19 protein-coding genes are annotated in these 25312 nt (G+C 67.6%); 6 read left to right on the forward strand and 13 right to left on the reverse strand.

What is annotated here, in order from left to right; translation table 11 throughout:
• Positions 1-118: 118 nt before the first annotated feature.
• Together AC3WOB_RS03565 and AC3WOB_RS03570 are read left to right on the forward strand one after the other, a co-directional pair.
• A complete protein-coding gene (locus AC3WOB_RS03565; RefSeq protein WP_492274211.1) occupies positions 119-265 on the forward strand; it encodes a hypothetical protein in 147 nt (48 codons plus the stop codon).
• A gap of 14 nt (positions 266-279) precedes the next feature.
• Positions 280-1422, forward strand: coding sequence for a glycosyltransferase (locus tag AC3WOB_RS03570; protein WP_492274212.1), 1143 nt, complete (start codon positions 280-282; stop codon positions 1420-1422).
• Between the two features lie 17 nt (positions 1423-1439).
• On the opposite strand, the gene AC3WOB_RS03575 is transcribed toward AC3WOB_RS03570, so the two are convergent.
• Both AC3WOB_RS03575 and AC3WOB_RS03580 read right to left on the reverse strand, forming a co-directional pair.
• Positions 1440-1562, reverse strand: coding sequence for a putative transporter small subunit (locus tag AC3WOB_RS03575; protein ID WP_013396337.1), 123 nt, complete (start codon positions 1560-1562; stop codon positions 1440-1442).
• 28 nt (positions 1563-1590) lie between these two features.
• On the reverse strand, positions 1591-3282 hold the full coding sequence (locus tag AC3WOB_RS03580; protein ID WP_492274213.1) for a sodium:solute symporter family protein: 1692 nt from the start codon (positions 3280-3282) through the stop codon (positions 1591-1593).
• Positions 3283-3919: 637 nt separating this feature from the next.
• Here AC3WOB_RS03580 and AC3WOB_RS03585 point away from each other — a divergent pair.
• Entirely contained in the window at positions 3920-5122 is a 1203-nt protein-coding gene (locus tag AC3WOB_RS03585; protein WP_492274214.1) for an amidohydrolase family protein, read from the forward strand.
• On the opposite strand, the gene AC3WOB_RS03590 is transcribed toward AC3WOB_RS03585, so the two are convergent.
• Complete coding sequence (locus tag AC3WOB_RS03590) at positions 5106-5978, reverse strand: LysR family transcriptional regulator (protein ID WP_492274215.1); 873 nt, start codon at positions 5976-5978, stop codon at positions 5106-5108. The genes AC3WOB_RS03585 and AC3WOB_RS03590 overlap by 17 nt on opposite strands.
• Before the next feature lie 130 nt (positions 5979-6108).
• Here AC3WOB_RS03590 and AC3WOB_RS03595 point away from each other — a divergent pair, with 130 nt between their 5' ends.
• A complete protein-coding gene (locus AC3WOB_RS03595) occupies positions 6109-6780 on the forward strand; it encodes an ankyrin repeat domain-containing protein (RefSeq protein WP_492274216.1) in 672 nt (223 codons plus the stop codon).
• A 71-nt stretch (positions 6781-6851) separates the two neighbouring features.
• Here the strand turns inward: AC3WOB_RS03595 and prpF are convergent, their stop codons facing one another.
• From prpF to AC3WOB_RS03635, 8 genes are all read right to left on the reverse strand, one after another.
• A complete protein-coding gene (gene prpF, locus AC3WOB_RS03600; protein ID WP_013396331.1) occupies positions 6852-8036 on the reverse strand; it encodes a 2-methylaconitate cis-trans isomerase PrpF in 1185 nt (394 codons plus the stop codon).
• A gap of 64 nt (positions 8037-8100) precedes the next feature.
• Complete coding sequence (gene acnD, locus AC3WOB_RS03605) at positions 8101-10710, reverse strand: Fe/S-dependent 2-methylisocitrate dehydratase AcnD (RefSeq protein ID WP_013396330.1); 2610 nt, start codon at positions 10708-10710, stop codon at positions 8101-8103.
• Positions 10707-11417, reverse strand: a complete 711-nt coding sequence (locus AC3WOB_RS03610; RefSeq protein WP_013396329.1) for a GntR family transcriptional regulator — start codon at positions 11415-11417, stop codon at positions 10707-10709. The genes acnD and AC3WOB_RS03610 overlap by 4 nt, the downstream gene beginning before the upstream one ends.
• 139 nt (positions 11418-11556) lie before the next feature.
• Positions 11557-13359: an NAD(P)/FAD-dependent oxidoreductase gene (locus AC3WOB_RS03615; RefSeq protein ID WP_492274217.1), complete on the reverse strand. Its 1803-nt coding sequence runs from the start codon at positions 13357-13359 to the stop codon at positions 11557-11559.
• Between the two features lie 193 nt (positions 13360-13552).
• Positions 13553-15445, reverse strand: a complete 1893-nt coding sequence (locus AC3WOB_RS03620) for a sigma-54-dependent Fis family transcriptional regulator (RefSeq protein WP_492274218.1) — start codon at positions 15443-15445, stop codon at positions 13553-13555.
• A 106-nt stretch (positions 15446-15551) separates the two neighbouring features.
• A complete protein-coding gene (locus AC3WOB_RS03625) occupies positions 15552-16523 on the reverse strand; it encodes a Bug family tripartite tricarboxylate transporter substrate binding protein (RefSeq protein WP_492274219.1) in 972 nt (323 codons plus the stop codon).
• 31 nt (positions 16524-16554) lie between these two features.
• A complete protein-coding gene (locus AC3WOB_RS03630; protein ID WP_492274220.1) occupies positions 16555-17343 on the reverse strand; it encodes an alpha/beta fold hydrolase in 789 nt (262 codons plus the stop codon).
• Positions 17340-17933 (reverse strand): amino acid synthesis family protein, encoded by a 594-nt coding sequence (locus AC3WOB_RS03635; protein ID WP_054452076.1) that lies wholly within the window; start codon positions 17931-17933, stop codon positions 17340-17342. The genes AC3WOB_RS03630 and AC3WOB_RS03635 overlap by 4 nt, the downstream gene beginning before the upstream one ends.
• A 126-nt stretch (positions 17934-18059) precedes the next feature.
• On the opposite strand from AC3WOB_RS03635, the gene AC3WOB_RS03640 reads away from it, so the two are divergent.
• Positions 18060-18968, forward strand: a complete 909-nt coding sequence (locus AC3WOB_RS03640) for a LysR family transcriptional regulator (protein ID WP_013396323.1) — start codon at positions 18060-18062, stop codon at positions 18966-18968.
• Between the two features lie 8 nt (positions 18969-18976).
• On the opposite strand, the gene AC3WOB_RS03645 is transcribed toward AC3WOB_RS03640, so the two are convergent.
• Complete coding sequence (locus AC3WOB_RS03645) at positions 18977-19882, reverse strand: LysR substrate-binding domain-containing protein (protein WP_013396322.1); 906 nt, start codon at positions 19880-19882, stop codon at positions 18977-18979.
• 102 nt (positions 19883-19984) lie between these two features.
• On the opposite strand from AC3WOB_RS03645, the gene AC3WOB_RS03650 reads away from it, so the two are divergent.
• Positions 19985-23527, forward strand: a complete 3543-nt coding sequence (locus AC3WOB_RS03650; protein WP_492274221.1) for an indolepyruvate ferredoxin oxidoreductase family protein — start codon at positions 19985-19987, stop codon at positions 23525-23527.
• Positions 23528-23540: 13 nt separating this feature from the next.
• Here AC3WOB_RS03650 and AC3WOB_RS03655 read toward each other — a convergent pair whose 3' ends face one another.
• Positions 23541-25226 carry a GGDEF domain-containing protein gene (locus tag AC3WOB_RS03655; RefSeq protein ID WP_492274222.1) on the reverse strand — a complete coding sequence of 562 codons (1686 nt, stop codon included), beginning with the start codon at positions 25224-25226 and terminating at the stop codon, positions 23541-23543.
• Positions 25227-25312 lie beyond the last annotated feature (86 nt).

Genomic DNA, 25312 nt, shown 5'->3' on the forward strand with positions numbered 1-25312 from the left:
CTCGCTTTCCTTGCACAAATGTAATGAGTCGGTCCGGCTTCTGTAATTGCCGACTGCGTAGAGTTCAGCGTGTCGGCCAAGTTCCCGCTTGGCGGCGCTGAAACACAAGGAGCGATCCGTGAGTGCTCGAAAATCTATCTCGAAGAGCTTTGAAACGGCCAACGATGAAATCGCCGTTGCGGCGCATTATGCACCCTGCGTGTGGAAATGTGCGCAGCAGTTCAGGCGGATACCGGCCGATGCCGCCGATCCGTCCGGCGCCTGAACCGGCGCTCCGCAATGAAAATCCTGTACACCAATTTCCATCGCGGCGATGGCGGCGGGCATACCACCTACGTGCTGTCGCTGGCGGGCGCGCTGCGCGACGCGCACGATATCGTCGTGGCCGCGCCGCAGGGAAGCCGCTTGTTCAAGGCGGCCTTGGCGATGCCTGGCGTGCGGGCCGAGGCGCTGGATTTCCGCGGAGGCATGCTGGCCGCGCTGCCCAACGCTCGCAGGCTGCGTCGGCTGCTGCTGCAGGAGCGTTTCGACGTCGCGCACGTCAACGGCTCGGCCGATCATCGCGTGTGCATGCTGGCGGGCCTGGGACTGGGGGCCGACAGCCCCGCGGTGGTGTACACCCAGCACAATGACCGGCCCCCCAACAGCTTCGGCGCGCTGCTGCGCGCGCGCATGGCGACGGACCTCGTCATCTGCGTGTGCGAGCATACGCGTCGCAGACTGATGGGCAGCGCGTTCGGGCGCTGCGCCTTGCGCACCGTGCGCAATGGCGTGGACGTGGAACGGTTCAGGCCGCAGGCAGAGGAAGCCGTGGCGCAAGCCCGGCGCCGCTGGCTGTCCGAGGCGCATGCGGGCCGCCTGGTGGTGGGAAGCAACGCTGGCACTGCGGACTACAAGCGCTGGATGGACATGGTCGAGGCCGTGTCGCTGCTGCCGGCAGGCCAGCGCGAGCGGATCGTCGTCATGATCGCAGGCAAGCTGCCTGAGGAGCCGCAACGCCGGCGCGTGCGTGAGCTGGGCATGGAAGATCAGGTCATCTTTCCGGGCTTGCTGGACGATGTCCGGTCGTTCGTGGCCGCGCTGGACCTGGGATTCGTGCTGTCCTCGGCGATGGAGACCATCTCGTTCGCCTGCCGGGAGATGATGGCCATGGGCGTGCCGGTCATCGTCAGCAATGCCGGCGGGCTGGCCGAGAACGTGCACGCGGGATTGGACGGTTGGGTGGTTCCGGCGCGCGCGCCGGAGGCCGTGGCGGATGTGCTGCGCGAGATCCTGGCGCAGCCGCAACTATTGGGTCCGATGGGACGTGCGGCCCGGGAAAAGGCCGTGCGGGACTTCGCCTTGTCGCGCTTCGTGGCGGACACGCACGCGGTCTACCTGGAGGCGCTGGCGCAGGCCCAACGTCCGTTGCGGCTGGCCTGAAAGGCAACGGCCACTCGTCAGACCATCGATTTTCCGCTGCGCCTGGCCGCGCGTATGTCCTGCCACAGCGTCGCGCACAGCAGGGCCAGGATAAGGGCGGAAATGGCGGGCCACACCAGGAAGTAGAACGTCAACCACATATCAGTCTCCTTGTTGCTTGAGGAATGTTCAGCCTTGGGCCGGCTGGATTTCGGGCCGTTGGGCGGGCGCCGCCGACATGGCTTCCTGCGCTTCCTGGAAGGACGTCACGCGCTCTGCGAGCAAGCTGAAATCGAAGCGTTGCTTGCTGAGCAGGCTCAGCCCGGCGCAGACCGTGGCGCTGACGCCGTAAGCGGTCAGCGAGCCCATCAAGACGATGTATTCGCGCAGGGTGCCCACGAAAACAGGCAGCATGACGAGCATGCCCGCCGCGCCCACGGCAAGGGCCGCGGTGCGGCCGAAGAAGCCGAATGTCATGAGGCCCAGCACCACGCCGCCGCCGATGGCCGAGCAGATTTCGAAGAACACGGCGAGCCCGCCAGTGATGGGCAGCAGTTCGAAACGCACGATGCTGAACAGGACCACGGCGCTGAGCACGGCGCTGACGAATGCGCGGTTGTCGACGCGGTCCCAGTAGAAGCTGGCGATGACGGGAAAGACGATGGCGCCCCACAGCGCGCCGACGAACACCAGCATCACCAGGATGTCCAGGCGCAGGCTGGCGAAGATCACGCCTATCATTGTTGCGACGATCATGGTGCAGCGGCCCCACCACAGCATGCGACGCGGATCGGGGCGGCCGCCGGCCAGATTCTTGGCGTACACATCGGTCATGACGATGGCCGACAGGGCGGCCAGATCGGAATCCGCGGTCGAGGACAGCGAGCCCACCACCAGCAGGAAGAACAGCGCGATGCCGAAGGGCGGCAGATAGGTCGACGCCATCTGCGGGATGATGTTGTTCATGTCGCCGTTGGCGGGTTCCAGGCCGACGAAGAGCGCCAGCAGTCCCAGCATGCCCAGGCCGATCACGACGGCGCCGTAGCCGGCGGTGGCGGTGAGGAAGGTGGGCTTGATCAGGTCTTCGCGCACCGCGAACAGGCGCTGGGCGATGGTCTGGTTGCCGATGGCGTAGGCCAGCACGGCCACGAAGTAGGGGGCGCCCTGTTCCAGGATGGCGCGGGTGGAATAGAAGTCCGCCTGGTCGGCGCTCAGGCGCCACATGTTTTCCGAGAGCAGGTCCGGTCCGCCCGCATTGAAGAAGATGAGCGGAATGATGATGACCGCCGCGATGATCATGGCGGCCAGCTGCGCGAAGTCCGTCATCACCGAGGTGCGGAATCCCGACCACAGCGTGTAGGACAGCACGCCCAGGCCGGCGATGAGCACGCCCTGGATGAAGGTCAGCGGGCTCAGGATAGAGACCAGCGCGCCGGCCGCGGTGAAGTTCACCATCAGGCTGATGCAGCTGCCCACGATGTTGGAAACCGCCATGATCATCTGGCTGGAGGTGCCATGCCGCGCATGGATGACCTCGGCCAGTGTGTGGGCCTTGGGGGCCACCTGGCGAAAGCGTTTGCCGAAGGGATAGATGAAGAGAATCATCAGCGCACCCCAGAAGCCATAGTGCAGTGGGCCCGACAGGCCGTACTTGTAGCCCGATGTGGCGCTGGCGTAGAACGATGCGGCCCAGATCCAGGTGGCGATCATGCTGGCGGTGGACAGGCCGAAACCGACCGCGTTGTTCGACACCATGTAGCCGTCCACGTTTTCGTTCTTCTGGCTGATCAGCAGCGACATGAGGAACGTGGCGCCATAGAAGCCCACGAGCAGCAGGATGGCGGTGGTGCTGGATAGCTGAAAGAATTCTGTCTCTTGCATCGTCTTCGTCCTCTCTCCTTGACAGCGTGTTCATGACGGACAGTCATGGCTGCATGAAGGCCGTTTTTCGCGGGATGCGCAGGGCGGCAAACCCCGATGACGTAGCCGAAACACCAGGCGAGCGGCCGTAGGCGCGATCGCATGCCTGCCCGGCAAGGGCGCGACAAGCACGGGCCTCGGACGGACAGCAAAAAGGCACACCGTATAGGTGTCTTGCTGCCGCATTGCGCAGAACGCTGGTTGCTTTAGACGTTGCTCGATGCGGCGAGCGATGGTCCTGCCTGGTAAGCAGGAAAATTGTTCCGCAGCCTTTACGGCCGGGTTTGGGTGTTTCGGCGTTGCACGCCGGGCCGCTGTGCGCGGCCTTGTGATGGATGCTTCCAGGCGACGTGCGTCGTCTGGCTGCATGCGTAATGAACTACAACAGCGGCCAAGTATAGGGACATACCCCGCTCTAGTCCAGCATGCGTTCATCAGGCGTACACGCGGCGCGAGTGATGGGGCCGTGCTATTGCGCTTCGCATTGGCAAGTATCGCAACACTTAATTGGCCGTGGCGGGCGCGCTTCGATAAGGTGACAGGGTTCACTCAAGCGGCCGTGCCGGCGGCATGGTTGCGCGCAATACCAAGGCGAAACATGACAGACCGCGTATACATCAATGCCGTCGGCGCCGACGGCCATCCTCTATCCCTGCATGTGCGCGATGGCCGCATCCTGGCGCTGGGCGCCGAGCCGCCCGTCGCGGGCGCGGCGCAGGTGACCGACCTGCGCGGCCACCTGGTGCTGCCAGGCTTTGTCGATGGCCATATCCACCTGGACAAGAGCTTCGTCGGCGACCGCTGGCGGCCGCACCGGCCCGCGGCCAGCCTGCGCGAACGGCTTGCCATCGAGAAGCAGGAGTTGGCCGCCGCGCCGCCCATCGAGGGGCGCGCCGATGCGCTCATCGCGCAAGCTGCGGCGTTCGGCACGGTGGCGATGCGCTGCCACGTGGACGTCGACGCCACCACCGGGTTGGGCAATCTGCACGCCGTCATGGCGGCGCGCCAGAAGTGGCGCGGCATCGTCGATATCGAACTGGTGGCGTTTCCGCAGGCCGGCGTGATGTCCTGTCCCGGCACGCCGCAATGGCTGGAAGCAGCCGTGCGCGAAGGCGCCGAGGTCGTGGGCGGAATCGATCCTTCCACCCTGGACGGCGATGCGGAAGGGCAGCTCGATTGCGTGTTCGGGATTGCCGAAAGATTGGGCGCGAAGATAGACATCCATCTGCACGAGCCCGGCGATCAGGGCGTAGAACAGATTGCGAGGATCGCCGCGCGCACGCGGGCGCTGGGCCTCGCTGGCCGGGTCGCCATCAGTCATGCCTACGCATTGGGTGACGTCGGCCAGCGGGAGCTGGAGGACGTGGCGCGCAAGCTGGCCGACGCCGGCGTGGCGATCATGACGAATGCTCCGGGCGATCGTGCCTTCCCGCCGGTACTGGCGCTGCTCGCGGCTGGCGTGCGCGTGTTCACGGGCAACGACAACATCCAGGATTGCTGGTGGCCCTATGGCAATGGCGACATGCTGCAGCGCGCGATGCTGATCGGCTATCGCTCGGGCTTCTACACGGACGGCGAATTGCTGACGGCCTTGCATATGGCGTCGCACGCCGGAGCCGAGGTGCTGGGCCTGCAAGGCTACGGCCTGCAGGTTGGCAACGAGGCAAACTTCGTGGCGCTGCCTGCTCCTAACGGCGCGGCCGCGGTCGCCGCCGTGCCCGCGCAGCGCTTCCTGTTCCGCAAGGGCGAACCCGTGGGCGAGGCTGCGCAGGCCTATGCCAACGTCAGGCCGGCGGCGTGACCTGCGCGGCGCGTTCCTCGCAGAAGTCCTGGAGCGCGCGCCGCAGAGCGTGGCCGGCATCGCTGAGCCGGCCACGCGCGTAGAGTGACAGTTGCAGGCCGCGGGGCGCGGGAAATCCTTCCTCGGGCGTGAGCCACCGGTGTTCGGCCGTGGCGCAGGCGCAAGGCAGCAGACTGATCCCCAATCCCGCCGCGACCGCTGCGCTGAGGCTGGGCAGGCTGGGGCTGGAAAAGCGCACGTGCCAGGGCTTGCCGCTGGTCTCCAGCATGGCGGTCATTTCCTGCCGGTACAGTGCGCCGGACGGAAACGCCACCAGCGGCACGGCGGTATCGGGCGCGGGAGGCGGCGAACTGCGCGCGGTGATCCAGCACAGGGGCTCGGGCCAGTGCGCATCGCAATCGGCATCGACTTCCCATTGCTTGACCAGCAGCAGGTCCAGTTCGCCATCGCGATAGCGCCGCAGCAGCTCGTGGCTGAGTCCGCCTTCGACTTCCACGCGCAGCCGCGGATAGGCCGCTTCGACGGCGGCGAGGGTGGGCATCAGCGTCGCGCCCATGAAGTCTTCGGGCGCGCCCAAGCGCAGCACCGCGCTGGCCTGCGCGGCGGCCACGCTTTCGCGCGCTTCGTCGGCCAGGCGCAGGATGCTGCGCGCGTAGCCCAGCAGGCGCTCGCCTTCCTCGGTGGGCAGGACATGGCGTTGGGTGCGGTCCAGCAAGCGGCAGCCCAGGTTCTCTTCCAGCCGGATGACGTGCTGGCTGACCGTGGATTGCGTCAGGTGCAGGAGTTCGCTGGCGCGGGTGAAGTTACCCGTGTCCACGACGGTGAGGAAACTACGCAGCAGGACAGGATCTAGCATTGGAATGTCCACTCGAATCTATCAAGCCAATTAATTTCATAATACTTGGCCCGGCCGCCATACTAGGCGCTTCGCGGGGCCGTCAGCCGATCCGGCCGGCTCCAAGGCTGTTGATCTGGAGGAAGTACTCATGCCTATCTTTCGTGCAGGCCGCATCTGGCTGGCGGCATTCCTGTTGAGCGTGGGAGGCGTGGCCGCGGCCGCCGGTCCAGACTCCGCGCTGCTGGCCGCGGCGGGCAATGGCGATGCTGCCCGCGTCAAGCAGCTGCTGGGGCAGGGCGCCGCCGTGGACACGCGCGATGCGGAAGGCAATACGCCGCTGCTGCGCGCGACCCAGGGCAACCACGTCGAGGCCGCCCGTGCCTTGATCGAAGCCGGCGCCAACGTCAACGCGCAGAACGCGATCCGCGATAGCGCCTACCTGCTGGCCGGCGCCCGCGGCTTGCGCGAGATCCTGGCGCTGACGCTGGCGCACGGGGCCGATCTGAAAAGCACCAACCGCTACGGCGGCACAGCCCTCATTCCCGCGTGCGAACGCGGCCACGTCGAGGTGGTGGACATGCTGCTGCGCGCGGGCGTGGACGCGGACCATGTGAACAACCTGGGCTGGACCGGTTTGCTGGAAGCCGTGATCCTGGGCGATGGCGGCGCGCGCCACCAGGCCATCGTCAAGCGCCTGATTGAAGCCGGCGCCGACGTCAATCTGGCCGACGGCAAGGGCGTGACGCCGCTGCGCCATGCGCGCGAGCGCGGGCAGACCGAGGTTGTGCGTCTGCTGGAGGCTGCGGGAGCGAAGGGCTGAGGCGCTTGCGCCGGGCAAAAAAAAACGGGGCTTGAAAGCCCCGTTCTTCATGCTGCGGACGGCAGGCCGGATCAGAAACCCTCGCGCGGCACGTGCACGCGGCCTTCCATCAGTACGCGGGCGCTGCGGCTCATGAGGGCCTTGGTGACCTTCCATTCGCCGTCCACCAGCTTGGCCTCGGCGCCGACGCGCAAGGTGCCCGACGGATGGCCGAAGCAGACGTTGTCGCGTTCACCGCCGCCCGCGGCCAGGTTGACCAGCGTGCCCGGCACTGCCGCGGCGGTGGCGATGGCAACGGACGCGGTGCCCATCATGGCGTGGTGCAACTTGCCCATGGAGAGCGCGCGCACCAGCACGTCGATGTCGCCCTGGCCGATCTGCTTGCCGCTGGAGGAAACGTATTCCTTGGGGGCCGCCACAAAGGCGACCTTGGGCGTGTGCTGGCGGCTGGCGGCTTCTTCGAGCTTCTTGATCAGGCCCATGCGCAGGGCGCCGTGGGCGCGGATGGTCTCGAAGCGCGCCAGCGCGGCGGCGTCGCCGTTGATGTCGTCCTGCAGCTCCGTGCCGCGATAGCCCAGGGCTTCGGCGTCCAGGAAGATGGTGGGGATGCCGGAGTTGATCATGGTGGCCTTGAAGGTGCCGATGCCGGGCACTTCCAGGTCGTCCACCAGGTTTCCGGTCGGGAACATGGAGCCGCCATCGCCTTCCTCGGCCGGATCCATGAACTCCAGGCGCAGCTCGGCGGCGGGGAAGGTCACGCCGTCCAGTTCGAAGTCGCCGGTTTCCTGCACCGCGCCGCCGGTCATGGGCACATGGGCGATGATGGTCTTCTGGATGTTGGCCTGCCAGATGCGCACGACGGCGATGCCGTCCCGCGGCACGCGGGCCGGGTCGACCAGGCCGTTGGTGATGGCGAACGGCCCCACGGCGGCCGACAGGTTGCCGCAGTTGCCGCTCCAGTCCACGAAGGGCTGATCGATGGAGACCTGGCCGAACAGGTAGTCCACGTCATGCTCCGGACGCGTGCTCTTGCCGACGATAACGGTCTTGCTGGTGCTGGAGGTGGCGGCGCCCATGCCGTCGATCTGCTTGCCGTAGGGATCGGGGCTGCCGATCACGCGCATCAGCAGCGCGTCGCGCGCGGCGCCGGGCGCGCGCGCGGACTCGGGCAGGTCGTCGAGCTTGAAGAACACGCCTTTGCTGGTGCCGCCGCGCATGTAGGTGGCGGTTATCTTGGTCTGGGGAGCATGGGTCATGGGGCAGTCCTGATGATGGGTATGGGGCGGCGGGCGTTGCGGCGCCCGCCTTGCCGATGACGGATCAGCCGGCCTTCCTGTCGGCGCCGGAGGCTTCCAGGAAGTCCTGGGCGAAGCGCTGCAGTACGCCGCCGGCTTCGTAGATCGAGACTTCCTCGGCGGTGTCCAGGCGGCAGGTCACGGGGACCTGGACGGTTTCGCCGTTGCGGCGGTGGATCACCAACGTCAGGTCGGCGCGCGGCTTGCGTGCGCCGATGACGTCATAGCTTTCGGTGCCGTCCAGGCCCAGCGTCTTGCGGTTCACGCCGGGCTTGAATTCCAGCGGCAGCACGCCCATGCCGATCAGGTTGGTGCGGTGGATGCGTTCGAAGCCTTCGGCCACGATGGCTTCCACGCCGGCCAGGCGCACGCCCTTGGCGGCCCAGTCGCGCGACGATCCCTGGCCGTAGTCGGCGCCGGCCACGATGATCAGCGGCTGCTTGCGGTCCATGTAGGTTTCGATGGCTTCCCACATGCGCATGACCTTGCCTTCGGGCTCCACGCGGGCCAGCGAGCCCTGCTTCACCGTGCCGTCTTCGTTCTTCACCATTTCGTTGAAGAGCTTGGGGTTGGCGAAGGTGGCGCGCTGCGCGGTGAGGTGGTCGCCGCGGTGGGTGGCGTAGGAGTTGAAGTCCTCTTCGGGCAAGCCCATCTTGTCGAGGTATTCGCCGGCGGCGCTGTCCAGCAGGATGGCGTTGGACGGCGACAGGTGGTCGGTGGTGATGTTGTCGCCCAGGACCGCCAGCGGCAGCATGCCGCGCAGCGTGCGTTCGCCGGCCAGCGCGCCTTCCCAGTAGGGCGGGCGGCGGATGTAGGTGCTCTGCGCGCGCCACGCGTACAGCGGGCTGACGGCGGCCTTGCGGTCGTCCTGGATGCCGAACATGGGGGCGTAGACCTTGCGGAACTGCTCGGGCTTGACCGCAGCCTTGACCACGGCGTCGATCTCTTCGTCGCTGGGCCAGATGTCCTTCAGGCGGATCTCGCGGCCGCTGGCGTCCGTGCCCAGCACGTCGCGTTCGATATCGAAGCGGATGGTGCCGGCGATGGCGTAGGCCACCACCAGCGGCGGCGAGGCCAGGAAGGCCTGCTTGGCATAGGGATGGATGCGGCCGTCGAAGTTGCGGTTGCCGGACAGCACGGCGGTGGCGTAGAGGTCGCGGTCGATGATTTCCTGCTGGATCACGGGGTCCAGCGCGCCCGACATGCCGTTGCAAGTGGTACAGGCGAAGGCGACGACGCCGAAGCCCAGCTTTTCCAGGTCGGCGGTCAGGCCGGCTTCGTCCAGGTACAGCGATACGGCCTTGGATCCCGGCGCCAGCGAGCTCTTGACCCAGGGCTTGCGGCTCAGGCCGGCGCGGTTGGCGTTGCGCGCCAGCAGGCCGGCGGCGATGACGTTGCGCGGATTGCTGGTGTTGGTACAGCTGGTGATGGCGGCGATGATCACGGCGCCGTCGGGCATCAGGCCCGGTTCGTTTTCCACCACGCCGGAGATGCCGCGTTCGGCCAGGTCGCTGACCGGCAGGCGGCGATGCGGATTGGACGGGCCGGCCAGGGTGCGCACCACGCTGGACAGGTCGAAGCGCAGCACGCGCTCGTACTCGGCATTCTTCAGGCTGTCGGACCACAGGCCCGCGGTCTTGGCGTAGTTCTCGACCAGGGCGATCTGCTCGTCCTCGCGGCCGGTCAGGCGCAGATAGTCGATGGTCTGCTGGTCGATCGAGAACATCGCGGCCGTGGCGCCATACTCGGGCGCCATGTTCGAGATGGTGGCGCGGTCACCCAGCGTGAGGCTGGCGGCGCCTGCGCCGTAGAACTCCAGGTAGGCGCCCACGACCTTCTCCTTGCGCAGGAATTCGGTCAGGGTCAGCACGATGTCGGTGGCGGTGATGCCGGGCTGGGCGCGGCCGGTCAGCTCCACGCCAACGATGTCGGGCAGGCGCATCCACGAGGCGCGGCCCAGCATGACGTTTTCGGCTTCCAGGCCGCCCACGCCGATGGCGATCACGCCCAGCGCGTCCACGTGCGGGGTGTGGCTGTCGGTGCCGACCAGCGTGTCGGGGAAGGCCACGCCGTCCTGCGTGTAGATGACGGGCGACATCCGCTCCAGGTTGATCTGGTGCATGATGCCGTTGCCCGGGGGCACGACTTCGATGTTGCGGAAGGCCTGCTTGGTCCAGTCGATGAAATGGAAGCGGTCTTCGTTGCGGCGGTCTTCCACGGCGCGGTTCTTGGCGAAGGCGTCGGGATCGTTGCCGCCGTACTCCACGGCCAGCGAGTGGTCGACGATCAGCTGCACCGGCACCACCGGGTTGACCTTGGCGGGGTCGCCGCCCTTGTCGGCGATGGCGTCGCGCAGGCCGGCCAGGTCCACCAGCGCGGTCTGGCCCAGAATGTCATGACAGACCACGCGCGCCGGAAACCAGGGGAAGTCCAGGTCGCGGCGGCGCTCGATCAGCTGCTTCAGCGAGTCCGTCAGCATGGCCGGATCGCAGCGGCGCACCAGGTTTTCCGCCAGCACGCGCGAGGTGTAGGGCAGGCGGTCATAGGCCCCGGGCGAAATCGCCTCGACGGCGGCGCGGGTGTCGAAGTAGTCCAGGCGGGTGCCGGGCAGGGGCTTGCGGTAGTTTTGGTTCATGCCTCGGTGCGCTGCAGGTTGCCCTGCGCGATCTGCTGTTCGATGTTGATACGGGATGCGCGGATGTGGCGGCGCATCAGGATTTCAGCCAACTCGCCATCGCCGTCGGCGATGGCGTCCAGAATGCGGTGGTGTTCGGCGTAGGCCTGCCGTGGGCGGTTGGGCGTTGTCGAATACTGGATGCGGTACATGCGCGCCAGTTGGTAGAGCTCGTCGCACAGCATGCGGAACAGCATCTGGTTGCCGCTGCCCTTGACGATACGGTAGTGGAAATCGTAGTCGCCTTCCTGCTGGTAATAACCCAGTCCGGCCTGGAAGGCCTCATCGCGCTCGTGCGCTTCCAGCACGGCGCGCAGCTCGGCGATTTCGGAGGGCGGCATGCGTTCGGCGGCCAGGCGGCAGGCCATGCCTTCCAGCGATTCGCGGATTTCGTAGAGTTCGGACAGTTCCTGCTGCGACAGCGACACCACGCGGGCGCCGGCATGGGGCACGCGCACCAGCAGCTTCTGGCCTTCCAGCCGGTGCAGGGCTTCGCGCAGCGGGCCGCGGCTGACGCCATGGATGCGGGCCAGTTCGGGCTCGGAAATCTTGCTGCCGGGGGCGATTTCGCCTTTGACGATGGCGGACTGGATCTTGCGGAAGATGTGTTCCGCAAGCGTCTCGTGATCGCCTGGGGCGGCGCCAGGCAGGGTCAGCACCTTGCTCATTGTGTTGACAATCTTTCCGGTTTTAGAGAAAACGGTCAGAAAAAAACGCCATCTGGCGTTGGATTGTCAACAATTTACCCTGATGCCCACCTGGGCGCAAGCCCGGTTGCCGGGGTCGGCAACCAGACGGAACGGGCGCCTAGCGCTTGTGATGCACCTCCTGCAAGCCATAGACCTGCACCGGCACGCCCGCCTGCCGAGCCTTCAGCTGCAGCGACAGGTACTGCGAGTAATGCCGCGACTGGTGCAGGTTGCCGCCGTGGAACCACAGGGCCTGCTGCTGGGTGGGCTTCCACATGTTGCGCTGTTCGCCTTCCCAGGGGCCGGGGTCTTTGGTGGTGTCCGAGCCCAGGCCCCAGCACTTGCCGACCTTGTCGGCGACGTCGCGGCTGATCAGGTCCGCGGCCCAGCCGTTCATCGAACCGTAGCCGGTGGCGTAGACCACCAGGTCCGCGGGCAGCTTGACGCCGGATTTCAGCACCACGGCGTCGCGGGTCAGGTGGCTGACATCGGTACGCGATTGCAGCTTGATGCTGCCGTCGATGATCAGGTCGCAGGCGCCCACGTCGATGTAGTAGCCGGAGCCGCGCCGCAGGTACTTCATGAACAGGCCCGAGCCATCGTCGCCCCAGTCCAGCATGAAGCCGGCGTCTTCCAGCTTGGCGTAGAACCCGGCGTCGCGCTGGCGCATCTGCTCGTAGAGCGGGATCTGGAACTGCGCCATGATCTTGTAGGGCAGCGAGGCGAAGGTCAGGTCGGCCTTGCGCGTGGTCATGCCGTTGGCCAGCGCCTGTTCGGAATACAGGCCGCCCAGGCCGATGTCCATCAGGGTCTCGGAACGCACGATGTGGGTGGACGAGCGCTGCACCATGGTGACGTTGGCGCCGCCTTCCCACAGCGCCGCGCAGATGTCGTGCGCGGAGTTGTTGGCGCCGATCACAACCACGTTCTTGCCGCGGTAGGCGTCGGGGCCGGGATGCTGCGAGGAGTGCTGCTGCTCGCCCTGGAATTCGTCCTGGCCGGGGAAGCTGGGGATGTTGGGTTTGCCGGACATGCCGGTAGCCAGCACCAGCTGCTTGGGTCGCAGCACCACGGGCTTGCCCTCGCGCAGCACCGTGACCTCCCATTCCTGTTTCTGCTCGTCGTAGCGCGCCGATTGGCAGACGGTGGAGGTCCAGTAGTTCAGCTCCATGATCTTCGTGTACATCTCCAGCCAGTCGCCGATCTTGTCCTTGGGCGCGAAGACCGGCCAGTTCTCGGGGAAGGGGATGTAGGGCAGGTGGTCGTACCAGACCGGATCGTGCAGGCACAGGGACTTGTAGCGCTTTCTCCAGCTGTCGCCGGCGCGCTCGTTCTTTTCGATGATGATGGTGGGTACGTCCAGCTGGCGCAGGCGCGCGCCGAGGGCGATGCCGCCTTGTCCGCCACCGATGATGAGCACATAGGGCTGGGCCTGGTAGCCGAGCTCGGCGGCTTCCTGCTCGCGCTTTTCCAGCCAGGTCTGGCGGCTGCGGCTGCTGCCGTGTTCAGCGCCCTTGGGCCGCCGCAGGCCGCTGGGTTCCTCGTGCCCCTTGAGTTCGGACATGGTGGTCAGCAGGGTCCAGATCTTGCCGTCCTGCACGCGGATGTGGCCGTAGCCGCGGGCTCGGTTGGTCTCGATTTCGATCCAGCCTTGCAACAGGCCGGCCTCTTGCGACACCGCCTCTTTCGGGTCCAGGCTGAAGCGCACCGGTTCCACCTGCGCCAACTGGTGTTGCAGCATGTCGCGTATCTGCTCGTGTCCTTCGAGCGTGCGCAGGTTCCAGGTGAACAGCACCAGGTCGCGCCAGTAGCAGTCGTCCTGGAACAGCGCGGCGACGCCATCGATGTCCTTGTTGCCCAGCGCGGTGTTCAGGCGCGCGAGCACGGCGTCCAGGGCGGCGCCGGCTTGATCGGTCTGCATGTCTAGTCTCCTTGCCCGTGGCGGGCGTCGTTGTCGAGGCGGACCGTGGGACGGTCTGCTGGCGGCCCCGGCCTGTGCCGGCCGGTGGGCGTCGATAACGATCAAGCAATCGGCGTGCCACCCTTGCCGCCCAGGAGGGCGGGGCGGCAGGCCGTGGCGGCGCGCCACACCTGTGGCGTTGGGGTGTGGCGCCTCAGGAGCGCGAGGCCAGGCCGTGGCGCCGCATCTGGCGATGCACGGTGGAACGGTCCACGCCCAGGCGTCGCGCGGCTTCGGAGACGTTGCCGTCGCAGCTGGCGAGCATGGCGCGCAAGGCGGCCTCTGCCGGGCTGGCGGCGGTCGTTGCCGGCGCCAGTGCGTCGGGCAGGTCGGCGGGCTCGATCACGCCGTTCTCGCACAGCGCGGCGGCGACCGCGATGGCGTTGGCGAGTTCGCGGATGTTGCCGGGCCAGGCATGCGCCTTCAGCGCCATCAGCGCGGCGGGCGCCAGCACGGGGACGCCGGATTCGTCCTGGTGGCGCGCCAGCAGGCGGGCGATGAGCCATTCCAGGTCGGCGCGTTCGCGCAGCGGCGGCACGGTCAGCGTGGCGGCATTGATGCGGTAATAGAGGTCTTCGCGGAAGCGCCCCTCGCGCACCAGCGCGGCCAGGTCGCGGTGCGAGGCCGACACCAGGCAGAGGCGCACGGCGCGCGGCGCGTTGGCGCCGATGGGCGTGACCTCGGATTCGGCCAGGACGCGCAAGAGGCGGCTTTGCAGCGCCAGCGGCATGTCGCCGATTTCGTCCAGGAACAGCGTGCCGCCGTCGGACTCCTCGATCAAGCCCTTGCGGCCCTTGGTGGCCGCGCCGGTGTAGGCTCCCGGCAGATAGCCGAACAATTCGCTTTCGATCAGCGATTCCGGGATCGCCGCGCAATTCACGGCGACGAAGCGCCCCGCGCGCTGGCTGCCGTCGTGGATGGCGCGGGCCAGGTATTCCTTGCCGACGCCGGTTTCGCCTTGCAGCAGGAGCGGCAGGCCCTGGCGGGCCAGCTTGGCGGCGCGCGTCAGCATGGCTGCCATGCGGGCGTCGCCGCCGTCCAGGCCGCGCAGCGCGGACGGCGCGCCGCGCACCGCCATGCTGGCGCCGCGCGCAGGCCGGTTGGGTTCGATGGCGTGCGCGAACAGCGCATTGCCGTCGCGGGCCACGATCAGGCGCTGCTGCGGCGCATGGGCGCGGGTGTAGCGCGGCAGGTCGTCCAGCTGTACATCGAAGAAACGAGTGACGGGTTGACCGATCAGGCCGGCGGGATGGCGCCAGTCCAGACCGGCCGCGCGCGCCAGCAGCTTGGCGCCGGTATGTGTCATGCCCAGGATGCGGCCAGAGCCGTCCAGCGAGATCGCGGCCTCCGGATCCACGTCCAGGAATTCAGGCGAGCGCGCGAAGCGCAGCACCCATTCGTTGCTGGTGCGCGCCATCAGGTTAGCCATTTCGATGCGGCGCGTGGTGCCGGTGACCAGATGCAGCGCCAGGTTCTGGCTGGCTTTCAGGATGGGGGAACTGAGCAGCGAAATATCCAGCACGGCCGCCAGCTCGCCGTCGGCGCTGTAGATCGGCGCGGCGGTGCAGGACAGCGGCGTGTGGGTATTGTCGAAGTGATCGGTCTGGTGGATGGTGAGCGCTTCGCCGCTTTCCAGGCAGGCGCCCACGGCGCAGGTGCCGGCGCGCTGTTCAGACCATTCCGACCCCAGATAAAGCCCGGCCTTGCGCAGGCTGGCGGTCTGCTGCGCATCGCCCAGGAATTCCACGGTGACGCCCTGACGGTCGGCCAGCAGCAGCACGTAGTTCTGGCCGGCGACCTGGCGGAACAGATGGTCCAGGCCGGACCGCGCAATGGAAATCAGCGCTTCGGACTGCTGGCGGTGTTCGCGCAGCCTGCCGTCCGGCACGATATAGGCTTCGCAGGCCTGGGCGGGGTCCAGCCGGTACTGGTCCAGGCAGCGCAGCCAGCTGCTGACCACGTGCGCGTCGCGCTGCGTGGGCCGGCCCTGGCCGACCTGTTCGATCTCGCGGATATGGGCGGAGTGCAGGGATTCCTGACTAGGCATGTCGTCTCCATGTTGCGCCCGATCTGCGCCGGATCAACGGGCAGCATGCACAGAGGACGACACGCCTGTAAATGCTGGTTATCCAGCATCGGGACGAAAGGGGACGCTACAGGTCGACCTTGACCTTGCCGGCCTGCACCAGCCCCGCCACGTCGCGTATTTCGGCCAGCAGCGCCTGTTGCAGCTGCGCGGGCGTGCCGCCGGTGGGCTGGAAGCCTTGTTCGCCCAGCTTGGCGCGGACTGTCTCGGTCTGCAGCGCGCGGTTGATGCCCCGGTTCAGCGCCGCGATGGCGGCTTCCGGGGTGCCGGCGGCGCAATAAGTGCCGAACTGGATTTGTGCGGAGAAGCCGGGATAGCCGCTTTCGGCCACCGTCGGAATGTCCGGGTACTTGGGCAGGCGCTCCGCGCTGGTCACGGCCAGCACGCGCAGGCGTCCGCCTTGCAGATATGGTTCAACGGCGGCGACGGTGGCGACCACCACCTGGATCTGTCCGCCCAGCAGGTCCGTCATCATCGGGCCTGTGCCACGGTACGGCACGTGCAGCATGTCCATGCCGCAGGCTGCCTGCAGCAGTTCGGTTGCCAGGTGCTGCGGCGTGGCGTTGCCGGGGGAGCCGAAGGTCAGCCCCTTGGGCTCGCGCTTGGCCTGGGCGACGAGTTCGCCCAGCGTCTTGGCGGGCAGGTCGGCGTTGACCGCCACCATGTAGGGCGAACGCGCGATGGGGCAGACGGGCGCCAGCTGCTTGAGCACGTCCTCGGGCGGCCTGGCGTAGTAACGCACCGAAGGCACCAGCCCGGCGAATAGCAGCACGCTGCCGTCCTTGGCGCCGTTGGCGGTGTAGTCGGCGCCCAGCATGCCGCTGGCGCCGGGCTTGTTTTCGACCACCACGGGCCGGTCGAGCGCGCCTTCCAGCGTGGCCGCGATCACCCGGCCCAGCACGTCGGTGCCGCCGCCCGGCGGGAAGGGCACGATGACGCGCAAGGGGGCTTCACGCGCGCTGGCGGCGCTGCTGACCGCGGCAGCCAGCGGCGTGAGGGCCAGGGCCGCCATGTTCTTCAGGATGGTTCTGCGATTCATGTTGTTTGTCTCCGTATCCACTCTACGCGGGTCAGGCCAGGTTTGCCGCGCCGCTCGCCGGCAGAAAAAATCCACGCAGCGCCGCCGCCACGATGGCGGGCTCCTCCACCGGAAGCATGTGCCGCTGGCCCGGCACCACCTGCGCGCGGGCGTGCGGCAGGGCCTCGGCCAATTCCAGCGTCATGCGCGGGGTCGAGCCGACGTCCAGTTCACCCGTCAGCACCAGGGCGGGGCAGGCGATCCCCGGCGCGGCCTGCGCCAATATCGGGTCGCCCTGCGCGAACACGCGGTATGCAGCCAGGAAGCTGGCGCGGTCGTTGTCCAGCAGGCGCTGGCCGATGCAGGCCACGCGTTCTGGACGCGCGGCCTGGAACGCGGGCGTGAACCAGCGTTGCAGCGAGACTTGGGCGGCGGCTTGCGGGTCTTGGGTTGCTGCCGCGTCCAGCCGCGCGAGCACGGCGCGCGCCTCCTCGGGGCTGCGGCGGAACACCGTGCTCAGCAGGGCCAGCCGGTTGACGCGTTGCGGGCAGGCGGCGGCATAGGCGCCCGCGATCAGGCCGCCCATGGAGTAACCCAGCAGGTTGGCGCTTTGCCAGCCGGCGCGGTCCAGTTCCGCGTCCAGCTGCGCGATGAAATCCTGCACCGTTACGCTGGCGTCGATGGCGGGGGCGTGGCCGTGGCCCAGCATGTCGTAGCGCAGCACCTCGAAATCCGGCTCCAGCAGCGGCGCCAGGTCGTCCCACAGCGTGTGGTCCAAGCCGACGCCATGCAGCAGCACCAGCGGCTCGCCGCGTCCAGTACGCCGAGAATGCGGACTCATTTGGCTTGCGCCTCGCGTTCCAGTTCCTGCAGGTCCGAGTAGCGGTTGCCAATCCGGTGATGCGGACGCCCGGAGGTGGCCGCGCCCAGGGCGATCACGATCTCGTCAGGCGCGGGCGCGTCGTTGATGGTGGTCTGCACCGTCAGGTAGTGCGAACGCAGGCCTTCGTCGAGTTTGTGCATCAGCGGCACGGTGATCACGCAGCCGGGGCCGCCGCGCATATTGGTGAAGCTCAGATAGCTGGTGCCGCCGACCGCGCCGCGATAGGCGTTGCCGAAGCGCAATGTGTGGATCAGCGCCGACGCGTGTTCCACTTCGCCGGCCGTGCCCACCACCGCGGCCTTGCCATAGGCTTCGACCTGATCGGCGGAGCCGGCCTGGCGCAGGATTTCGGCGACCAGCAGTTCGCCCAGGGGCGGCGCGGCTTCCAGAATCTTGGGCCGCAGGTCTTCCTGGAACGGCTGGCCGGCCCAGGGATTGCGGATCACGGCCGCGGCGATGACCATCACCAGCGGCCGCTCGGCTGCGCGGCCGCCTTCGATCAGAGTTTTTTCCACATAGCTGACTACCTTGCGCACTTGCAAAGACATAACCGCTGCTCCAATGCCTGTAGGAATGAAAGACGAGGCCATTGTTCGCGGTGGAGCAGAGTTTTGACAATCCAAATTAACTCAAGTTAATTTCGGAAAATCCGAATTTTCCAATGCCTTCGATCCATGTCCGCGCCCTTGAAGATCCAGCACCTGCGCCAGTTCCTGCTGGCGGCCGACCACGGCAGTTTTCGCCTGGCGGCAGAAGGCACGTTCCGTTCGCAGGCAGCGGTGTCGGCGGCCATGCAGGACCTGGAGCAGCAGCTGGGGGCGCCGCTGTTCGAACCCGGCAAGCGCGCCCAGCTCACGCCCCTGGGCCTTGCGGTGGCGCCGCTGTTCCGCGAATTGCTGGTCACCCACGACCGGGTGCTGGACGCGGCGCGCCAGTTCGGCCTGGGCAGCCAGGGGCCGGTGTCGCTGGCGGTGATGCCGTCGCTGGCCGATGAATGGCTGCCGCGCCTGCTGGAGCGCTATGCGCGCAGCCACCCCGCGATCCGCATCCGCGCCATCGACGAGTCCTCGCAGGATGTGCACCGGCTGGTGCTGAGCGGTGAAGTACAGGTAGGCGTGGCGGGACAGGTGCCGCGCACCGCGGAGGTGGCCTTCGCGCCCGTGGCGCGCGACGCCTTCGGCCTGGTGTGCCGCAAGAGCCATCCGCTGGCGCGGCGGCGCGGCCCCGTGCCCTGGGCGGCGCTGGCGGGCGAGCGCCTGATAGGCAACGCCACCTTCGACACGCTGAAGAACCGGCAACTGGGCGGGGCCATCGAAGACCCGTTCATGGTGGTGTCGAACCGCGCTTCGCTCCTGGCCAGCGTGGTCAGCGGCCTGGGCGTGACCGTGCTGCCGGTGCTGGCGCGGCCGGCAGCCGCGAGCGGGCTGGCCTTCGTGCCGCTGGCTGAACCCACGGTGGAACGCATCGTGGGCGTGCTGACCCGCAAGGAAGAAACCCTGCTGCCGTCGGTGGCGGCCATGCACGCGCTGGCCTTGCGTTCATTGGCCCAGTTCACGCGCCGCAAGGGCGCGATCCTGGTGTAGCGGGCGCCTCAGACGCCGCAGGCGTAGATCATGAACTGGCGGAAAGCCTCGGCGGGCTTGGCCAGCCGCGCTTGCGGATCCCAGAGCAAGCCGGCCTCCATGGGCGGGACGGCGTCGGTGATGGGCACCGCCTCGATCTTGCGGCCTTCCAGCGACCAGGGACGGTAGACCATGTCCGACAGCATGGTGACGCCGAAGCCGTGCGCAACCAGCCCGCGCAGCGCCTCCATCGAGCGCGTGCGGAACGCGATGTCCGGCTGCAGGCCGTGGGCGCGCCAATAAGCGAGGGCAGAGCGTTCGCCTTCATCCATTTCCAGCAGGATGTAGGGATGGCCGGCAATGTCGGCCAGCGACGGCGCCGAGGCCTGCGCCAGCGGATGGCCGGACGCGGTCCATAGCTGCCGCCGCGAGCGCACCAGCACCTGATGTCCGAAGCGTTCGCGCCGCTCCACATTGGATAGCAGCGCCACGCCCAGCTCGACCTCGCCGCTGGCCACGGCGGCTTCGATCTCGGGCCGGTCCAGGTCGACCAGATCCAGCTCTACGTCGGGATAGCGCCGCCGGAAGCGCGCCAGCAGGTCGGGCAGGAAATAGCCCAGCACCGTGTAGGACGCCGCGATCCGCACCGCGCCGCGCAATGCGTAACGCTGGAAGCCGGGCTCGCGCAGGGCGTCGTCCAGGGAGTCGAGCACTTCGCGCGCGCGCTGATGGAAGTTGTGCCCTTCCGGCGTCAGCGTGACGCCGTGGGGATGGCGGTCGAACAGCCGCACGCCCAGCTGCGCCTCCAACGCCAGAACGGCGTTGGTGACCGCGGACTGCGAGACATGCTCGTCGGCGGCGGCCATGGAAAACCGGCCGGTCCGGGCGGCCGCGGCAAAGTACCGCAGCTGGCGCAGGGTGACGTCATTAGCCATGTGTTTATCGAATACCTGATACCTGAATATATGAATATACGATAACCAGCCTGCTTCCTACACTGCGGCAAAACACCAAAAACCGCAACGCAGGAGACAAGCGTGAACGCCCCACAACCCGCAGGCGCGGCCGATACCCATGGCCTGACGCTGGACGACAAGTACACCCGCACCCAAGGGCGCATCTACCTGAGCGGCACCCAGGCCCTGGTGCGGCTGCCGTTGTTGCAGAAGCAGCGCGACCAGCAGGCCGGCCTGAACACGGGCGGCTATATCTCGGGCTATCGCGGCTCGCCGCTGGGCGGCCTGGACCAGGCGTTGTGGAAGGCCAAGCGCCACCTGCAGGCCAACGACGTGGTGTTCCAGCCTGGGGTGAACGAGGACCTGGCCGCCACGGCAGTGTGGGGCTCGCAGCAGCTGAACCTGTTCCCGGGCGCGGCGCGCGATGGCGTGTTCGGCATGTGGTACGGCAAGGGACCGGGCGTGGACCGGTCGGTGGACGTGCTCAAGCACGCCAATTCCGCCGGCAGCTCGAAGCATGGCGGCGTGTTGATGCTGGCGGGCGACGACCATGCCGCCAAGTCCTCGTCGGTGGCGCACCAGTCCGAGCACGTGCTGATCGCCAGCGGCATACCGGTGCTGTATCCGTCCAATGTGCAGGAATACCTGGATTACGGCCTGCACGGCTGGGCGATGAGTCGCTACACCGGGCTGTGGGTGGCCATGAAATGCGTGACCGACGTGGTGGAGTCCAGCGCCTCGGTGGAAGTGGATCCCGACCGCGTGCAGATCGTGCTGCCAGACAACGCCCTGCCCGAAGGCGGCTTGAACATCCGCTGGCCCGACACGCCGCTGGCGCAGGAGGCGCGGCTGCTGGACCACAAGTGGTATGCGGCGCTGGCCTATGTGCGTGCCAACAAGCTGAACCGCGTGGTGCTGGATTCGCCGCAGGCGCACTTCGGCATCATGACCGCCGGCAAGGCTTATCTCGACGTGCGCCAGGCGCTCAACGACCTGGGCCTGGACGAAGTCGCCTGTCGCGAGGCCGGTATCCGCGTGCTGAAGGTGGGCTGCATCTGGCCGCTGGACGCGCAGGACGCGCGCGAGTTTGCCACTGGCCTGAAAGAGATCCTGGTGGTGGAGGAAAAGCGCCAGATCCTGGAGTACGCGCTGAAGGAAGAGCTTTACAACTGGCGCGACGACGTGCGGCCCCGCGTCTACGGCAAGTTCGACGAGCGCGACAACGGCGGCGGCGAGTGGTCCACGCCGCGCGGCGGCTGGCTGCTGCCGGCGCGCCACGAACTGTCGCCGGCACTGATCGCCCGCGCCATCGCCGCGCGCCTGGAAAAGGCCGACCTGTCGGACGCGCTGCGGGCGCGCATTGCGGCGCGGTTGGCAGTCATCGATGCCAAGGAGCGCGAAGCCGCCCGGCCCACCCTGGTGGAAGAGCGCAAGCCCTGGTTCTGTTCGGGCTGTCCGCACAATACCTCTACTCGCGTACCCGAAGGCTCGCGCGCCGTGGCCGGCATCGGCTGCCATTACATGGCGATGTGGATGGACCGCAATACCGACACCTTCAGCCAGATGGGCGGCGAGGGCGTTGCCTGGCTGGGCCAGAAGGACTTCACGTCCGAGCGCCACATTTTCGCCAACCTGGGCGACGGCACCTATTTTCATTCGGGGCTGCTGGCGATACGCGCCGCGGTGGCCGCGCGCGCCAGCATCACCTACAAGATTCTCTACAACGACGCGGTCGCGATGACAGGCGGCCAGCCGGTGGACGGCGTTCTGACCGTGCCGCAGATCGCCGCACAGATGCAGGCCGAAGGCGTGGTCAAGACCGTGGTGGTGACTGACGAACCGGAGAAGTACGTGGGCGCCGCCGCGTTGCCGCAGGCGGTGGCGGTGTATCACCGCAAGGCGCTCGACGAGGTGCAGCGCGCGCTGCGCGACATCGAAGGCACGACGGTGCTGATCTACGACCAGACCTGCGCCACCGAGAAACGCCGCCGCCGCAAGCGCGGCGACTATCCCGATCCACCGCGCCGCGCCTTCATCAACGAGGCGGTCTGCGAAGGCTGCGGCGACTGTTCGGTGCAATCCAACTGCCTGTCCGTGGAGCCGCTGGACACGCCCCTGGGTACCAAGCGCCGCATCAACCAATCGTCCTGCAACAAGGATTTCTCCTGCGTGGAGGGCTTCTGTCCCAGCTTCGTCACCGCGGAAGGCGCGACCCTGCGCAAGCCGGGCGCGGGCAGGACGTCCCCGACACTGCCCGAACCGCCGCAACCCGCCTTGGCGGAAATCCCCCCGCTAGGGGCCTATCGCGTGGTGATCGCGGGCGTGGGCGGCACCGGCGTCGTGACCATAGGCGCGCTGCTGGGCGCGGCCGCGCATCTCGAAGGCAAGGGCGTGACGGTGCTGGACATGGCCGGGTTGGCGCAGAAGGGCGGCGCCGTGCTCAGCCACGTGCAACTGGCCCATCGTCCCGCGGACCTGCATGCCACGCGCGTGGCGCTGGGCGAGGCTGATCTGCTCATCGGCTGCGACGCGCTGGTGTCGGCGTCGCCGGAAGTGCTGTCGCGCTTGCGGCCGGACCATGGCCGCGCCGTGGTGAACAGCAGCGCCGCGCCTACCGCCGCCTTCCTGTCGCAGCCCAGCTGGCGCTTTCCCGGCGCGCAGGCCGAGGCCGCGCTGGCACGCAGCACGGGCGGCAATTGCGATTTCATCGAGGCCGGGCCGCTGGCCGAGGCCCTGCTCGGCGACACCATCTACGCCAATCCGCTGCTGCTGGGCTATGCCTGGCAGCAGGGCGGGCTGCCGCTGTCACTGGACAGCCTGCGGCGCGCGATCGAACTGAACGGCGTCTCGGTCGAGAAAAACCTGGCGGCTTTCGAACTCGGCCGGCAGGCCGCGCACCGCGGCGCCGATGTGCTCAAGCCGGCGCCGCGGGCGCAGGTGGTCGCGCTGCCGGAGTCCCTGGACGGCCAGATCCAGCGGCTGGCGCAACACGTGCGCGCCTACCAGGACGAGGCCTACGCCGCGCGCTTCCTGGCAGCGGTGGCGGCGGTGCGCGCGCGCGAGGCCTTGCTGCCGGACCCGCAACGCTTCGAGGTGACACAGACTGTCGCGCGCCATCTCGCCAAGCTCATGACCTACAAGGACGAATACGAGGTCGCGCGCCTATACGTGGACCCGGCCTTCAAGGCGCGGCTGCGCGAGCAATTCGAAGGCGAGCCCGGCCGCGACTATCGCCTGCGTTATCACCTGGCGCCGCCAGCGCTCGCGCGGCGCGACGCGCGGGGGCGGCTGCAGAAGCGCATATATGGTCCATGGATGGCGCTGGCGTTCCGCGCGCTTGCGCCGATGAAGCGGCTGCGCGGCACCTGGCTGGACATATTCGGCCAGACCGCCGAACGCCGCATGGAACGCCAACTGGCCGCCGACTACCTGGCGCTGGCCGAGGAGTTCTCACGCACGCTCGACGCGACCAATCGCGGCGCGGCGCTGGAACTGGCCGCGCTGCCGGACACGATCCGCGGCTATGGTCACGTCAAGGAGCAGAACGTCGAACGGGTGCGTGCGCAGCAAACCGGGCTGTGGGAACGCTACCGGGGGCAGGCGCGGGAAACGCTGGCGGCCTGAGGCGCGCGCTGCGTCAAGCCGCGTTCTCCAGCAGTACGCAATTACGCCCGTTCAGCTTCGCCTTGTACAGCAGTTCGTCGGCGCGGCGGGACAGGTTCTCCAGCGCCGCCGTGTCGCCGCTGCGGGCGTGGGCGACGCCGAAGCTGGCGGTCATGCTGAAGCGGGCCGCGCCGCCGGCGCTGATCTGCGTGCGCGCGATGTTCAGGCGCATGCGTTCGGCCACGTCCCGGACGGGTTCGGGACGGCGGCTGCGGCACAGCACCGCGAACTCTTCGCCGCCCACGCGCGCAACCACGTCGGATTGCCGGAAGGTGCTGCGGCATAGGTCCGCCACGGTCTTGAGCGCTTCGTCGCCCGTGGCGTGGCCGTGCGTGTCGTTGATGGATTTGAAGTGGTCGAGGTCGAACAGGATGAAGGCCAGGCCGTCGCCATCGTCGTGGCGCATGTCGTCCAGCGCGGCTTCCAGGCGTTTTTCGAAAGCGCGGCGGTTCAGCAGGCCGGTGAGGAAATCCGTTTCGGCCATGATGGCGAGGTCTTGGATCAGGCGGTCGCGTTCCAGCTCCAGCTTGCGCACGGCGGCGGCGTTGTCGTTGAGCACATCCAGGGCCTTGAACATGCTGTTCACTTCGCCTCGGTACTGGCCCGCAGGGATGGCCGGCACTTCGCCGCCTTTGGCGATGGCGCCGATGATGTTGGTGGCGCGGACGAAGGGCCGGATGACGCGTTTGCGGAACATGGCCAGCCCGAGTATCAGGGCGGCGGTGAGCATCGCCGCGGCCGCCAGGGTGGTCAGCAGGACGCGGATCGCGGCCTGGCGGTTTTCGCCGATGCGCCGCTCAACGTCGTTGAGCATGAGATCGCGGAACCGGACGATGGACTTCATCTGCGGCACGTAGTTCGCGCCCAGTTCGTACATCGAAACGAGCGAGTCTTCCGGGGCCCGCTCGGCAATGGCGCGCACGCTGTCGAGGTAGTTCATGCCCTCGCCGAAGTACTGCTGCTGCAGTTCGCGATAGGCGAGCGATGAGGCATGGCGCGGCATGCTGGCGATGTTGGCCTCGATCAGCGCGCGCAGTTCGTCGATGCGGCCGATCACGCGCTCGATCCTCAACTGGTCGCTGGCGGTGAGCGTGCGGCGTTTGCTCAGGGCCGGCGCAAAGGTGGATCCCACCAGCCCTGCCTGCTCGCGCAGTTCGCCCGCCAGCAGCGCCAAGGACAGCAGGTCGAAGTCCTCGCCCTGGTTTCTGGCAACCAGGCCGATGCCGTCGGACATGGCGGCACGCAGCTCGGGCACCAGCGCGACCATGTCTCCGACCACCGTCCAGAGGTTGTAGCCGGAGACGTTGGCGCGGGGCGCGGCAATCGCCGCGTCGGCGCTGGCGCGGGCGTTCAGCAGGGATTCGCGGATGCGCTGGATGTTGGTGAATTCGCGGGCGCCGTTGGGATTGAGCGGCGCGCGGTACAGGGCAAGCAGGTCGGCGATCTGTGCGTTGGTGCGCTGGCGCGCCTGGTCCAGCGCGTGCAGGATGTGTTCGGGGACCGGCAGATCGGAACCCAGCGCCGAGTTCATGGGGCCGCGTTCGGCGGAGACCGCCTCCATCGTCATGAGGGTCGTGCGGACCACGATGAAGCCTCGCATGGCATCGTCGGTGGCGGCCAGCGACCGCCAGTTCTGCTGCACCACGATCACGGTCAGCATGGAGACCGGCAGCGCTACGCCTGCAGCCAGTGTCAGGAAATACCTTTCAAGGGATTTGAGAGCAAAGACATTGCGGAACATGCGTA

The sequence above is a fragment of the Achromobacter sp. FW305-C-30-7 genome, from assembly GCF_058783105.1.